This is a genomic window from Sphingopyxis sp. GW821-FHT12C06 (assembly GCF_058807415.1).
Map to the genome: position 1 here is coordinate 662,398 of NZ_JBXAQR010000003.1, position 13,539 is coordinate 675,936.

Genomic DNA, 13,539 nt, shown 5'->3' on the forward strand with positions numbered 1-13,539 from the left:
ATTCCAACGATGAAAAATCGTCGCGTGGCGCTCTTGGCGGCGGCGCTCGCGCTGACCGTGCCTGCACTGGCGGAGGACGGCAGCTTCACCATCGCCGTGCTGCCCGACACGCAGAACTACACCGATTACACCCATCAGACCGCCGAGGGATTTGCTTTCGACGCCAGCGAGATGTTCCTCGATCAGATGCAATATGTCGCCGACAATGTGGAAAGCGCGGGCGGCGATATCGCGTTCGTTTCCTCGCTGGGCGACGTTTGGCAGCACCAGACGCTCAAGATGGACCCCGAGCATGAAAAGCGGGGCTTCAAGGCCGTGCCCAATCCGGTCCTCGACCAGCATTTCGCGCCGACACCCAAGGTCCTGACGGTCGAGATGCCGACCGCGCGCAAGGGCTTCGAGAAGCTGATGGGCAAGGTGCCCTTTTCCGTCGTGCCGGGCAATCATGACTATGATGCGATGTGGACCGATTCCAAATTCCCGCCCGCGGCGACCTTTGATCCAAAGAATCTTGCGACCCTGGGCATGTTGCACCCCGGCGGGCTCAACAATTTCCGTAGCGTGTTCGGCAATCAGACCCCCTTTTTCAAGGACAAGCCCTGGTATGTCGGTTCGCATGACGGCGGTGCCGACAGCGCGCAGATTTTTACCGCTGGAGGCTATCGCTTCCTGCACATCGGGCTGCAGTTCGATCCGCCCAACGCCTCGCTGGAATGGGCGGCGACGATGATCCGCCGGAATCCCGGCCTGCCGACGATCATCTCGACCCACGACTATATGGACAATGAAGGCAAGCGCGTAGCCAACCCGATGATTGATGGCCATGCCGCCGATCCGCAGGACAATAATCCGCAGATGGTGTGGGACAAGCTGATCAGCCAGCACGACCAGATTTTTCTGCTGTTGTGCGGCCATGAACATGGCCAGGCCCGGCGCACCGACAAGAACCGCTTCGGCCACGACGTGCATCAGGTGCTCGCCGACTATCAGGACCGGGGTCAGACCGCCAAGGACGCTGGCGTCAAATCCGACTGGCCGGTGGGGATTGGCGACGGCTGGATGCGGCTGATGACCTTCGACATGACCGCAGCCACGCCCACGATCAAGGTGCGGACCTACTCGACCCATTACAAGACAATGAGCGTCGACGCGCCGGACTATGCGGCGTGGTACAAGCAGCAGGAGAAGCCGAAGCTGAGCGACAGTGCCTTCCATGGCGAAGATGATTTCAGCATCGACCTTGCCGATTTCCGCGCCCGTTTCGACGCGACCGCCAAGGTGAAATGAGCAACGCGGCCCGTCGTCCCCGACGGCGGGCCGTTGGCGCATCTGCGGTTCAATCCGACTGCTCCCTGTGGCGGGCGCTGGACGGCGGCGATATCAATGCCGGCGCGTGCGCATGCCAGCTGCGCCGCTTAATTGTCGATGCGGAACACGAAGTGTTCGCGCGGAAGGTGGGGGAGAGGGGGACGCCGCTGGCGGCGAAAGAATATGTTATCGGTTCAGTGACGAAGGCCATGCTATATTTCCGGCGCGTGCGGGACCGACATGGGCTCGGCGGATGGAAAAGGCGTTCATGGCGGAAGAAATCGAACTGAAGCTCGAACTGACGCGCGAAGCGGCCGATCAGGTCGAAGCCTCGGGCTTGTGGGCGGGAGAGCCACAGCGGGCGCAGCAGACGTCGATCTACTTCGATACTCCCGCTCGGGATCTGGCGAAGGCGGGGGTGTCGCTGCGTATTCGCCGATCGGGGCGGAAGCGGATTCAGACGGTCAAGGCCGGCGGCGCCAGCGCCGCCGGCCTGTTCGCGCGTTCGGAGTGGGAGCGCCCCGTCAAGGACGACACACCGGTCCTCGACGATACCACACCGATCGTGGCTTTGCTGGGAGACACCGCTGCGGCTGTCGCACCGGCATTTCAGGTGAAGATCGAACGGCGCAGCTGGCTGCTCACCGAGGGGGACACGGTGATCGAACTGGTTCTCGACCGCGGCGAAGTCGTCGCGGGTGAGCGCGAGTCCGCAATCTGCGAAATCGAACTGGAGTTGAAGTCGGGCGATCCTGCGGCGCTGTTCGCTTTCGCGCGCAAGATCGATGCCGTTGCGCCCGTGCGCCTGGGCGTGCTGACCAAGGCCGAACGCGGCTTTGGCTTGGCTGAACCCGCGCCGACGATGGTCAAGGCCGATCCGGTCACCCTCGCCGAGGATACGACGGCGGGGCAGGCGTTTCGGCAGATTGTCGGGGCGTGTTTGCGGCAGTTTCGGATCAACGAAGCGCTGTTGCTGGCAGGTCGCGATCCCGGGGCGCTGCATCAGGCGCGTGTGGCGCTGCGTCGTCTGCGGTCGGCTTTCGCCGTCTTTAATCCGAAGGTGAGCGAGAAGGGTGGCGATTTGCGGGAGGAACTCGCCTGGCTTGCCTCCGGGCTGGGCGATGCGCGCAATCTCGATGTGCTGCTCGAGCGGGCCGGGCCGGGGCCGCTGCGCGATCATATCGTGCCAGCGCGCGAAGCGGCTTACGACCGGGCCATCGAAATGCTTGCGCTGCCGCGCGCGCGGCGCCTCGCGTTCGATCTTGCGGAGATGGCGGCGCGGACGGCCCCCGACGATGAAGCGGACGCCGGCCTTCCAGCGCGCGAATTCGCCGCTGAAGCGCTGGGTCGCCTGCGCCGAAAGGTGAAGCGGAAGGGCGGTGATCTGGCGCGCCTCGACGACAAGACGCGGCACGCGGTTCGCAAGGCTGCCAAGACTCTGCGTTATGCGACCGAGTTTTTTGCGAGCCTGTTCGAAGGCAAGCGTCGGACTGAGCGTCGCCAGCGATTTGTCGCGGCGCTCGAAGCGCTTCAGGATGAGCTCGGTGCGCTCAACGATCTCGCTACCGCGCCCAATCTGCTGGAAAAACTGGGAATCTCGAACGATCCCGATGCGCCCAAGCTGCTGGTGAAGGGGCGGAGGAAACGCCACCTGAAAGCAGCGGAAGAGGCTTGCGAACGGCTGTTTGCGAACAAGCGGTATTGGCGTTAGCAGGCGCCAAAGCGCCGGGCTCCCTGCGGAACCCGGCGCCTTGATCGTCTGGCAGCGGCCTATTCGGCGCCCTTGGCGGCTTCCTCGATGATGCTGGCGACCGCGGCGGGCTGCGAGACATAGAGGGAGTGGCTGGCGGCGACTTCGCGGACCGTCGATCCGGCGCGGGCGGCCATGTGGCGCTGTGCGGGCGGCGGGATCATCCTGTCGTCGCTGGCAACGAGGTACCAGCTCTTCTTCTCGCGCCACGCCGGGGCGGTGACCGCGCCGGCGAGGGCGTTGACGCCCCAAGGGCGCTGCGACGCGGCCATGAAGGCGGCGAGGCCGGGGTCGACGTCCGCCGCAAAGGCTGAGGCGAACTTGGCGCGGTCGAGGAAGAGATAGCCATCGACCGGCGGCAGGATCGGCGGGACCGGTGCGCCGGGTACCGGATTGGCGATCAGCGAGCCGACCGATTCCCCTTTGTCGGGGGCGAAGGCGGCGATGTAGACGACGCCTGCAACCTTCGGATCGGTGCCGGCTTCGGACACGACCACGCCGCCATAGCTGTGGCCTACAAGGATGACTTTGCCTTCGGCGGCGGCGATCGCGCGCTTGGTCACCGCGACATCTTCGGCGAGCGAGTTGGTCGGATTCTGGACGACCGTGACCTTGTAACCATCCTTGCTCAGCAGCTTGTAGACGTCGGCCCATCCCGAGCCGTCGACGAAACCTCCATGGACGAGGACGATCGATTTGACGGGTTCAGCCTGCCTGGCGGAAATCGAGGGCGCGGCGGCCAGGGCGAGCGAGGCGGCAGCGGCGGCGAGAATTTTCTTGGTCATCGTGCATCTCCTTAGAATTATTTCGCGATAACATTTATCGCGATAAATTCTTTTAGGACTCGACTTCCAGTGTTGTCAAAGATAAATGTTATCGCGATAAATAATATTTCGATATGACATTGATTTGGAAGGAATGTTTTTATGCCCGGACCCGATGGCGCACCGCTTCCGCTCGATGCGCAGCTGTGTTTTTCGCTCTACTCGACGACGCTCGCGATCAACCGACTCTATAAACCGATGCTCGATTCGCTCGGAATCACCTATCCGCAATATTTGGTGCTCAGCACCCTGTGGGAGCGCGATGGGCCGACGATCGGCGCGATCGCCGAGCGGCTTAGCCTCGAACCCAGCACGATTACGCCGCTGGTCAAGCGGCTCGAGGCGGCGGGTTTCGTCGATCGGCGGCGCAATACCGTCGACGAGCGACAGGTCCATGTGCACCTCACTGGCAAGGGCAAGGCGCTCTACGAAGAGGCCGGTTGCCTTACCGATGCGTTGCTTGCCAATTCGAAGCTAAGCGCGCCTGAAATGATCGCCTTAAATGAACAGGTGCAGCGACTGCGGGCAGCATTGACCGAATAGGGCGCACCGCAAGATGCGACATCACGCAAAGCTAATGCTTCGAGAAACAGATCGCTTTTGAACTGCCTGCGATGAATCGCGCTTGTTCAACTACTACGCGTTGGCCAGTCCGCTCCCGGCCAGTCTTGACCATTCGGGAGGCTGGCCAGTCCCGAAAACGGCCGCTGTTCCTTCAGAAAAGTTCGTCCAGCATTAGGTGAAATTGCAGCTTGCAGCGATCCATGTCCGCGATGCCATATTGCTGCATGAATCTCGCCTGCAGCGAAGGACCGAACTCGCCCAGGCAATTCCATGCTAGGGCGAGGTCCTGATAACGGTCAGCGATGCCGGCGCGCCCAACATCGATGCAACCAGTCACCTTGCCTGCGTGAATGAAGAGATTGTCGAGCGAGAAATCGCCATGCGTTACGACGGGATCGGGCGCAAAAGGCAGCAGGGTCTGCATCGCTTCCCAGACCTGTTCGGTCGTCCAGCCTCGCCGCTCGTCATCAAAATCCTCGACCTCGACCAAACCCGCGTCGATCCGCTCGCGAGCCAGGGCCAGCCGGTAGGCATGATCGCTGTTGTAGGGGCACAGGTTCACCGGGATTGCGTGCAGGCGGCGCAGGAATGCGGCCAGTGCGTCCACCACGGCAAGATGGGCGGCGGGCTCCGCTTCCATCATCTGATAAGCCGTTTGTCCAGGCATGGCCGACATCAGCAGCCAAGCCTCGCCGGGTGTATGAACGAAATGCCTGACATCCGGCACGGGCACGTGCGTCGATAGCCATTTCAGTCTTGTCATTTCGTCGGCCACATCCCTGGCGACGGCATCTCTGCCGTGTTTCAGGAACAGCTCAGGTGCATCGGTCGCGCCATGGAGCCGGTAAACGGCAGCACCGGATTCGCCGACGGTGTCCTGCGCCCATTCATAGCCGGTCAGCTCGGCCGACATGCCGGCGGGCACCAGCGCGACCGCACAAATTACTTCCCGATCCGTATTAATCACAATGACCCCCATGGCAGCCGGGCACGGACTATGGCGCGCGGCAGGCGTCTGGGAAAGGCTGCGCGGCGCCTCTGCCTTCCGGCTCTCCTTCGACTGCTAAGAGGGCAATGTAGCCGCATGCCTCGCCCAAGACATCGTTCGCGCCTTCGCGGACATGTATATATCCGGTCCTGTGGCCCGTTTCCTCGATCGTGAGGAACGTCGCGTTCTCAACCTCGACCAAAAGCCGCCGGTTCCAAACGGCCATCAATAGCTAGCCCAATTTCGCCGTGCTTCGGAGATCCTCGAGCACACCTTCTGCATTCTCGAAACAATCGCTGCCCGGCGGTGTTTTCTCGATCCGTTCGATGACCAGCATGAGACCGGCATGCGTCTCGACGAGTTTCCGTTGCAAGGCTTCTACCTCGGTCAGTTTCTTGCGCAGGCCGGCCAGCAGTTTTTCGTGGCCCACCTCGGATTTTCGAACTTGTGGTAGCAGGGCGCGGATCTCACCGAGCGAGAAGCCTGCTTGTTGTCCGAGGACGATGAGCTCGAGAATCTGCTTCGTGCGATTTGAATATTGGCGATAGCCGCCGGGCGTCCGGTCCACCGCCCCGATCAGCCCCTCGGCTTCGTAAAAGCGGATTTTGGACGGTGCCAGTCCCGTATCGCGCGCCAGTTCGCCGATCTTCAACATGGCTCCGGTTTTCTGTTGACCTTAAACTTAACTTTAACGTTAAACGAATCGCGATGTCAATTGCCGGATACCCAAATGACCCCTTTCGATCCGCTCACCCTGCCTAATGGCAGCATCGTTCCGAACCGCATCGCCAAGGCTGCGATGGAGGAAAATATGGCCGACGACGTTCATGCGCCGTCCGCCGACCTTCTGAACCTGTATAGAGCGTGGGCGGACGGCGGGGCGGGGCTGATCCTCACAGGCAATGTGATGATCGATCGTCGCGCGATGACGGGCCCCGGCGGTGTCGTGCTGGAGGATGAGCGCAACCTTGCGATCTTTGAGAAATGGGCCCGGACGGGGCAGGCGAGGGGCGCGCAGATGTGGCTCCAGCTCAATCATCCCGGCCGCCAGGTCATGAAGAATATGGGCCAGGAAACCTGGGCGCCGTCGGCGGTGCCGCTCGATCTCGGCAAACATTCGAAGATGTTCCCGACCCCGCGGGCGATGACCGAAGCCGAGATAGGCGAAGTGATCGAGCGTTTCGCGCGAGCGTCCGCGATCGCCGAAAAGGCAGGATTCGCTGGTGTTCAGATCCACGCCGCGCACGGCTATCTGCTGAGCCAGTTCCTCTCGCCGCTGATCAACCACCGGAATGATGTCTGGGGCGGCTCGCTCGAAAACCGCGCGCGGATTGTGGTTGAAACGATCAAGGCAGTGCGCGCTGCCGTATCGCCGGGTTTTTCGGTGGCGATCAAGCTGAATTCGGCGGACTTCCAGCGCGGCGGCTTCGATGCGGAAGACGCGAGGCAGGTCGTTGCCATGCTGAATGATCTTGATGTCGACCTCGTCGAGTTGTCGGGAGGCAGTTATGAGGCACCTGCGATGCAGGGTAGCGCGCGCGATGGCCGGACGCTCGCCCGCGAAGCCTATTTTCTCGAGTTTGCCGAAGTTATCGCGGCAACTGCAAAAATGCCGGTGATGGTCACGGGTGGCATCCGCCGGTGGGGCGTAGTCCAGCAGATACTGGACGGTAGGGTGGCGATGGCCGGGATCGGCACGGCGCTGGCCATCCGTCCTGACCTGCCGGCGCTCTGGAAGATGGGTCTTGATCCGCGTCCGGAGCTTCCGCCGATAAACTGGAAGAGCAAGCCGCTTGCGTCACTCGCTGGCATGGCACTGGTCAAGTATCAGCTCCGCCGCCTGAGCCGCGGTCTTCCGGTTGTGCTGACGGTGTCGCCGCTAAAAGCCCTGCTCATCTCGCAATTGAAGGCGTCGGCACGCACGCGGAAATATCGGCGCTGGATGGGAGTGTAGCCCAATAACTGCGTGCCCGTTGTGTTCTCGGAGCTAGCGCGGCGCGCGGATTTTCCCCGCGAGACAGGCCTGCAAATTCTGATCCGGATTGCCCGTCTCCACCCGGTCAAAAGCGACACGTCAATAGTCCGGCCGCTTCTCCGTGAGACGGGACAACTTGATTTGGTGGCCGGGTCGCCAATCGGTTTCGACCCTTGAATTGACGGAGACGAGCTTGTAAATCGGGGTTATGCTGATGTTCGACATTTTTGACCACCACCTTGCAGGGTCGTTGGCGTCCGCATCTTTCTCCATTTCACCACCTGATGTGATGAAGTTCGTCGGGCTTGCCGGGGCGCCGCCCGCACCCGTCACAATCAACGCCGGCTAATCCGTCGGCCGAGCGAACCTGTGCTGTGTGCGCAGGCGTCACAATTCTTCAGGTGATTTTTCATGTTCATTCGTCATGCGTCGGCACTTGTGCCGACAACCGCGTTCGTGCTCCTTTGGAGCAGCGGCGCGATTGTCTCCAAAATCGGACTTCAATATGGTTCGCCCTTTGCTCTTCTGATTGCCCGTTATGCTGTTGCATTGGCAGCCTTGGCGGCTCTTGCGGCGTGGAGCGGCGCGCTCTTGCCTTCACGCGAAAGTCGGAAGCGCGTTTTTCTGGTCGGCCTCTCGATCGCAGGACTCTATTCGGCCTGCTATCTTCTCGCGCTCGATAACGGGCTGACGCCCGGCGCGCTTGCCACGCTTCTCGGGGTGCAGCCGATCGCCACTCTTCTGCTGACCGAAAGGCGGGCTGGCTGGGCAAGGCTGTTCGGACTGGCCTGCGCTCTGGGAGGGCTGATGTTCGTGGTCCGGGACGGACTGGTTGCTGCACGCTTCGACGCGCTGGGCCTTCTCTTCGCGGGCCTGTCGCTCGTCGGAATTACGGTCGGATCGATCCTTCAGAAAGGCGAGGATCAAGCGCCGTGGGTCGTGCTTCCCATGCAATATATGGTCGGATTGGCGTTCGCGGGCGCCATAGCGCCGTTCGGGCCGCTCCACGCGTCGTGGGAGCCCGGGTTCGTTCTGCCCGTTCTGTGGCTGGGGCTGGTCATTTCTGTTGGTGCGACATTCCTTCTCTACCGGCTCATCGCCCGTGGCAACCTCGTGAATGTGACGAGCCTCTTCTATCTGGTGCCCGGCGTAACCGCGGCAATGGACTGGTTTATACTGGGGAACCCGATGTCCCTTCACGCGATCGCGGGCCTGGCTCTGGTCGTCGTTGGGCTGCTTGTCGTCTTTCGCGAGAAGGGCGACTGACCTTGCAGGGCGCGCGGCTCGCGTGAGCGGGCCCCCCAGCGGTCGGACGTCGGCATTACACTTTGTGCTGCCAAAAGCTGCCTGACCGCAACCGGCCAAGCTGGCGCCGAGGCGGCAGGAATTCGGATCGCACCGACAGGCTGCCCACAACGCATGCCCGGGTCCGGGTCCGCCGATGTCCGCCCCGGCCTCGCTTGGGACCGCTTACTCTCGCTTGCCTTTTTCCGCCGCGCCATTGATCCTGCGCGGTAACCCGGCTGGGCGGCAACAAAGCTGCCGGCGCAACATAATGGAGAGAGTGCCCTGTGGCGAATGATATGACCAGCGAACCCGTGGTGCCGCTCGATCCCGAGTGGCCCAAAATGTCGCTTGCCGAGGCGACCGCCGCGCTCACTGCGCCGGGGGCGCCGTTCGAGATGGAGATGGTGGCGATTGGTGACATTCCGACGCGGGTCTGGAAACATGCGCCGCATGACCTGGGTGCGTTGCTTGATATTTCACGCGCGCATGGCGAGCGGCCATTCACGATATTGGACGACGAGCGGGTCAGCTTCGAGGCGAACTGGCGCGCGGTCGCCGTGTTCGCCCGCGCGCTGCAGGATATGGGTGTTGCCAAGGGCGACCGCGTTGCCCTTGCCATGCGGAATCTCCCTGAATGGCCGATGATCTTCTTCGCGATCACTTCGATCGGCGCTATCGCGGTACCGCTCAATGCGTGGTGGACTGGCGGCGAGCTTGCCTACGGGGTCAGGGATTCGGGTGCGAAGGTTCTTGTCGTCGATGCCGAGCGCCACGAGCGGATCGCGGAACATCTCGGCGCACTGCTCGCCGTCGAACGGCTGATCGTCGCGCGGGCGAACGAAACGCCTCCCGGTGCGACCGCGCTCGAAACCATCGTCGGCCGCCCGGAAGACTGGTCCCGTTTGCCCGCGGTCAACCGGCCTGCCGTCGATCTCGATAGCGACGACGATGCGACGATCTTCTACACCAGCGGCACGACAGGCCATCCAAAGGGCGCGCTCGGTACCCACCGTAACCTCGTCACCAATATCCTCTCGGGCAGCTATTCGGGCGCGCGCAGCTTTCTGCGTCGCGGCGAAACGCCGCCCGGGCCCCGCCAGCTCACCGTGCTCACGGTCATTCCTATGTTCCATGTCACTGCCTGCTCGGCGAGCCTGATGGGCGGTATGGCGGCGGGACATACGACGATCTTCATGCGCAAATGGGATCCGGTGCAGGCGATGGAAATCATCGAGCGCGAAAAGGTCAATATTACCGGCGGTGTACCGACAATCGCCTGGCAGTTGATCGAGCATCCCGACCGCGCGAGCTATGACCTCTCGTCGCTTGAGGCGATCGCCTATGGCGGCGCGCCGTCGGCGCCCGAACTGGTGAAGCGCATCTATGAGGAGTTCGGCGCGTTGCCGGCCAATGGTTGGGGGATGACCGAAACGATGGCGACGGTGACAAATCACTCGTCGGAGGATTATCTGAACCGGCCGACGAGCGCCGGGCCGCCGGTCGCGGTGGCCGATCTTGAAATTCGCGCCGACGACGGAGTGACATTGCTTCCTGCCGGTTCCGTCGGCGAGCTATGGGCGCGGGGGCCGATGATCGTGAAAGGCTATTGGAACAAGCCCGAGGCGACCGCGGAAACCTTTGTTGACGGTTGGGTACGCACCGGCGATCTTGCGCGCCTCGACGACGAAGGGTTCGTCTATATCGTCGACCGCGCAAAGGATATGCTGCTGCGCGGCGGCGAGAATATCTACTCGTCGGAGGTCGAGAATGTCCTCTATGAACATCCCGCGGTGACGGACTGCGCGATCATCGGCTTAGCGCATCGCACGCTCGGCGAGGAACCCGCCGCCGTCGTCCATCTCGCGCCCGGTATGTCGGCGACCGGGGCCGAACTGCAGGATTGGGTTCGCGCGCGGCTGGCCGCCTTCAAAGTGCCCGTCGCGATCCGCTTCGTCGCCGAAACATTGCCGCGCAACGCCAATGGCAAGATATTGAAGAAGGACCTCAAGGCTCTCTTCGCTGACAGGTGAGCGAGGTGCGCAGGTCGGGGCAGCGCGCACTCGCGCAATGGCGTGGAAATCGCGGACGCTATTGATGATTGGGCGCGTGTCCCGCATTCTTGGTGCATGAACAGGAAGGCTAGCCCGACCGCCAAGGGGCTGCGTCAGTTTCTCGATCTCGAGCAGCAGGAGGACTGGCTGGCGGGGAGGGCGGAATTACCCGACGCGGAGGAGCGGCAGGATTCGATAGAGCAGCGGATGAAGTATGCGCTCCGCTTCCAGAAGCTTTTTCGTCGACCGCAAGCGCCCGAGCTATTCGGGATTCTCGAGCTGTACGGCCAGACCTGTATTCCCATGCCTCGCGCGATGGAGCGCACTTACTGGTCGGTTTCCTGCCTGCCATCTACCTCGGACAAGCCATTGGTCCGCGTCAACGCGAGCTGGATGGAGCTGTTCACTCTCTACGCTGACGGAGACGATCTCCGCGCACGGTTCATTGTTCACCTTTCGGATTTCACCACCGGCGGACTACTCATGCAGGAGGCGATCGACCAGGCGTTTCTCGAGCAGAGCGTGGGGGCATCCGGGGACTTGAGCTATTCGTTCCCGAGCGGTCCGGACATCTTCATCATCAAAATACGAGGCTCCGCGTCCATCCGCGCCTTCCTCACGGCCCCTCGCGCGCTGCGCGCTGTTCGGAGATTCAACCTGACCCACATGAACCGCGGCAGGAACGCCTATCAGGCCAGCCACTCATATAGCGTGGCAGATTATATGCTGGGGGAAGGAGCTGTCTGACATCCGATATTTGCGGATCGTGGCGAACGCCGGCGAACATCGATCACAGCGCCGCGCAGCCCGTATCTCTTTCGGAAAACGAACCGATTAGCGCTCCGCCAGCACATCATAATGGCGGCCGAAGCCGAAGCGCGCGAAGCGGGTGAATCCCGCGGCGCGCAAATGCGCCTCGATCGCGGCGGCGTCGGTCCAGCGACTGTCGATTTCATAGAAGATCGCGGCGATGCGGCCGAGGTGCGCCGAGGCGACGAGCGCTTCGACGACGGTTTCCTCATGCCCCTCGACATCGATCTTGATGACCAGCGGGAGCGTGCCGGCGAGCAGCATGTCGACATCGGCGATGCCGAGGATGCGGATTTCCTCGGTGCCCGCGCTGCCGGTCGTCCCCGCATCGCGCAGGCTGGCGGTACCGCTGTGCGCGGCGTCGGTCGCGATCCTGGCGGTGCCCGATTGCAGCGAGACCGCAGCGTGGACCGGCTGGATCTTCGCTGTGAGGTCGTTGAGTGCGATATTATCGCTGAGCAGCGCAAAGGTCGCCGCGACGGGTTCAAAGGCGATAGCCGAGGCGCAATGCGGGTTCTTCGCCGCGAGCAGGCTGTAAAGCCCCTGATTGGCGCCGATATCGGCGAAGGCGAACGGAATATCCTGCACCGCCAGATAGTCCGACAGCACGCGGCCATAGGTTGCATAGCGGCAATATTGGAAGGTGCGGTCGGGCCAGTTGGCGCGCATCTTCACGCCATAGCGCGATGTCACGACGTCCTTCTCGCTGGACTGGTGAAAGGAGGAGGCGAGGCGCGCCGACCATTTGTGCAGCGTCTTCTTGATCCCGTAATCGAGGAAGGCGGCGAGAGGCGACGGCGCGGGCGGGCTGTGGGGCATGACGGTCATTTGCGGTCCAGATATTCGAGGATTGCCTGTGCCGCGCGCTCGGATGAGGGGCGGCTATCGAGATCGAAGCTATAGTTGACGAGTTGTTCCTGCCGTTCGCGCAGCGCGTCGGACAGCAGCGGCGGTTCGGCGAGTTCGGCGGCGAGTTCGTCCATCGTCTCGACCACCGGCCCCGCGCTCCAATGGGTGAAGTCGCGGTTGCCCTGCCACGCCAGATGATGCGGGTTGAGGAAGATGCACGGCCGCGGGCGGCGGATGAATTCATACACCTGGCTGCTCGCGTCACCGAGATAAATGTCTGCGGCGTCGGTGTAGGTCATGTCGAGGCTGGCAGGGCTGCCGATGTCGATCAGCATATGATCCTGCGGATATTGATCGGGGCGGGGGGGCTTGTTCCAGCCGAGCGCGAAGGGCGACAGCGACGCGGTCACCCGCTTGGCGAACAGCATGACGTGCGGCGCGAAGATCAGGTTGTAGCGGTCGCTGGCGGCAAACCAGTCAAGAATTTGCGGCCCCATGCGATACCAGGACGACAGCGCCGGCGAGGGGTGCGGATTATAAACGACCGTCGGTCGGTCATTGTCGAACAGGCGCGGCGGCTCCTTGCGCGCGGTCACATCGAACTTGGGATAGCCGGTGATCGCGTAGCCGCCGGGGTTGAGGAGCCCCGCCTCGGCGAGCCGGTCGCGGATCTTCTCGCCCGACAGCAGGACAAGGTCGAACTGGCCGCTCGCCTTGTCGAAGCCGATCGCGCGGTCACCGGCGCCGTGGCGGGTGTGGACGATCTTCAGCGATTTCAGACCGAAGCGCGTCTTCAGCATCAGCGAGGTCTTCTCGGGCACAACAAGCGCGTCGAGATCGCGAAACAGGTCGAGATTGCGCCCGAGCGACGAGATGGTGTCGGCGGGGATCGCTCGCCCGGTCGCGCGGTGGATCGCGCGCGCCAGACCCGATGCTGGCTGGAGGCGGATGACGTCGGGCGCGGGGCCATCGAAGGTCGCGGCGAGGCGGCGCACCTCGGCCTCGGTCCCTTCGGCGGTGAAGATGCTGACCCGCGCATCGGGCGCCAGCCGCCGCAACTGGAACGCGATCGGCAGCGCATGCGCGACCTGATGCCCGCCATGATGGTTGAAGAGAAAACCGATGTGCATGGT

14 protein-coding genes are annotated in these 13,539 nt (G+C 62.7%); 9 read left to right on the plus strand and 5 right to left on the minus strand.

From position 1 onward, the window contains the following. Positions 1-9: 9 nt before the first annotated feature. Genes AC1RRJ_RS12070 through AC1RRJ_RS12080 form a run of 3 tightly spaced genes read left to right on the plus strand, consistent with a single transcriptional unit; the run spans position 10 to position 3,019 of the window. Positions 10-1,287, plus strand: coding sequence for a metallophosphoesterase family protein (locus AC1RRJ_RS12070; RefSeq protein WP_493122940.1), 1,278 nt, complete (start codon positions 10-12; stop codon positions 1,285-1,287). Then, positions 1,284-1,598: a hypothetical protein gene (locus tag AC1RRJ_RS12075; RefSeq protein WP_493122942.1), complete on the plus strand. Its 315-nt coding sequence runs from the start codon at positions 1,284-1,286 to the stop codon at positions 1,596-1,598. The genes AC1RRJ_RS12070 and AC1RRJ_RS12075 overlap by 4 nt, the downstream gene beginning before the upstream one ends. Further along, positions 1,577-3,019, plus strand: a complete 1,443-nt coding sequence (locus AC1RRJ_RS12080; protein WP_493122944.1) for a CYTH and CHAD domain-containing protein — start codon at positions 1,577-1,579, stop codon at positions 3,017-3,019. Before AC1RRJ_RS12075 ends, AC1RRJ_RS12080 begins: the two co-directional genes overlap by 22 nt. 59 nt (positions 3,020-3,078) lie before the next feature. On the opposite strand, the gene AC1RRJ_RS12085 is transcribed toward AC1RRJ_RS12080, so the two are convergent. Then, positions 3,079-3,843: an alpha/beta fold hydrolase gene (locus AC1RRJ_RS12085; RefSeq protein WP_493122946.1), complete on the minus strand. Its 765-nt coding sequence runs from the start codon at positions 3,841-3,843 to the stop codon at positions 3,079-3,081. 141 nt (positions 3,844-3,984) lie between these two features. Between AC1RRJ_RS12085 and AC1RRJ_RS12090 the strand changes: the two genes are divergently transcribed. Further along, positions 3,985-4,425, plus strand: coding sequence for a MarR family winged helix-turn-helix transcriptional regulator (locus tag AC1RRJ_RS12090; RefSeq protein WP_493122948.1), 441 nt, complete (start codon positions 3,985-3,987; stop codon positions 4,423-4,425). A 172-nt stretch (positions 4,426-4,597) separates the two neighbouring features. Here the strand turns inward: AC1RRJ_RS12090 and AC1RRJ_RS12095 are convergent, their stop codons facing one another. Together AC1RRJ_RS12095 and AC1RRJ_RS12100 are read right to left on the minus strand one after the other, a co-directional pair. Then, the gene (locus AC1RRJ_RS12095) at positions 4,598-5,413 is read right to left on the minus strand and encodes an APH(3')-I family aminoglycoside O-phosphotransferase (protein ID WP_493122950.1); all 816 of its coding nucleotides are present in this window, start codon (positions 5,411-5,413) and stop codon (positions 4,598-4,600) included. 253 nt (positions 5,414-5,666) lie between these two features. Further along, on the minus strand, positions 5,667-6,089 hold the full coding sequence (locus AC1RRJ_RS12100; RefSeq protein ID WP_493122952.1) for a MerR family transcriptional regulator: 423 nt from the start codon (positions 6,087-6,089) through the stop codon (positions 5,667-5,669). Between the two features lie 75 nt (positions 6,090-6,164). Here AC1RRJ_RS12100 and AC1RRJ_RS12105 point away from each other — a divergent pair, with 75 nt between their 5' ends. The 5 genes from AC1RRJ_RS12105 to AC1RRJ_RS12125 all read left to right on the plus strand — a co-directional run bounded on the left by AC1RRJ_RS12105 (position 6,165) and on the right by AC1RRJ_RS12125 (position 11,494). Further along, on the plus strand, positions 6,165-7,388 hold the full coding sequence (locus tag AC1RRJ_RS12105) for an NADH:flavin oxidoreductase/NADH oxidase family protein (protein ID WP_493122954.1): 1,224 nt from the start codon (positions 6,165-6,167) through the stop codon (positions 7,386-7,388). Between the two features lie 229 nt (positions 7,389-7,617). Further along, positions 7,618-7,758 carry a hypothetical protein gene (locus AC1RRJ_RS12110; protein ID WP_493122956.1) on the plus strand — a complete coding sequence of 47 codons (141 nt, stop codon included), beginning with the start codon at positions 7,618-7,620 and terminating at the stop codon, positions 7,756-7,758. A 62-nt stretch (positions 7,759-7,820) separates the two neighbouring features. Next, entirely contained in the window at positions 7,821-8,675 is an 855-nt protein-coding gene (locus tag AC1RRJ_RS12115; protein ID WP_493122958.1) for a DMT family transporter, read from the plus strand. A gap of 317 nt (positions 8,676-8,992) precedes the next feature. Beyond that, positions 8,993-10,726: a class I adenylate-forming enzyme family protein gene (locus AC1RRJ_RS12120; RefSeq protein ID WP_493122960.1), complete on the plus strand. Its 1,734-nt coding sequence runs from the start codon at positions 8,993-8,995 to the stop codon at positions 10,724-10,726. A 96-nt stretch (positions 10,727-10,822) separates the two neighbouring features. Continuing rightward, the gene (locus AC1RRJ_RS12125) at positions 10,823-11,494 is read left to right on the plus strand and encodes a hypothetical protein (protein ID WP_493122962.1); all 672 of its coding nucleotides are present in this window, start codon (positions 10,823-10,825) and stop codon (positions 11,492-11,494) included. 87 nt (positions 11,495-11,581) lie between these two features. On the opposite strand, the gene AC1RRJ_RS12130 is transcribed toward AC1RRJ_RS12125, so the two are convergent. Continuing rightward, on the minus strand, positions 11,582-12,385 hold the full coding sequence (locus tag AC1RRJ_RS12130; RefSeq protein ID WP_493122964.1) for an FkbM family methyltransferase: 804 nt from the start codon (positions 12,383-12,385) through the stop codon (positions 11,582-11,584). Then, positions 12,382-13,536: a CDP-glycerol glycerophosphotransferase family protein gene (locus tag AC1RRJ_RS12135; protein ID WP_493122966.1), complete on the minus strand. Its 1,155-nt coding sequence runs from the start codon at positions 13,534-13,536 to the stop codon at positions 12,382-12,384. Before AC1RRJ_RS12135 ends, AC1RRJ_RS12130 begins: the two co-directional genes overlap by 4 nt. Positions 13,537-13,539: the final 3 nt, after the last annotated feature.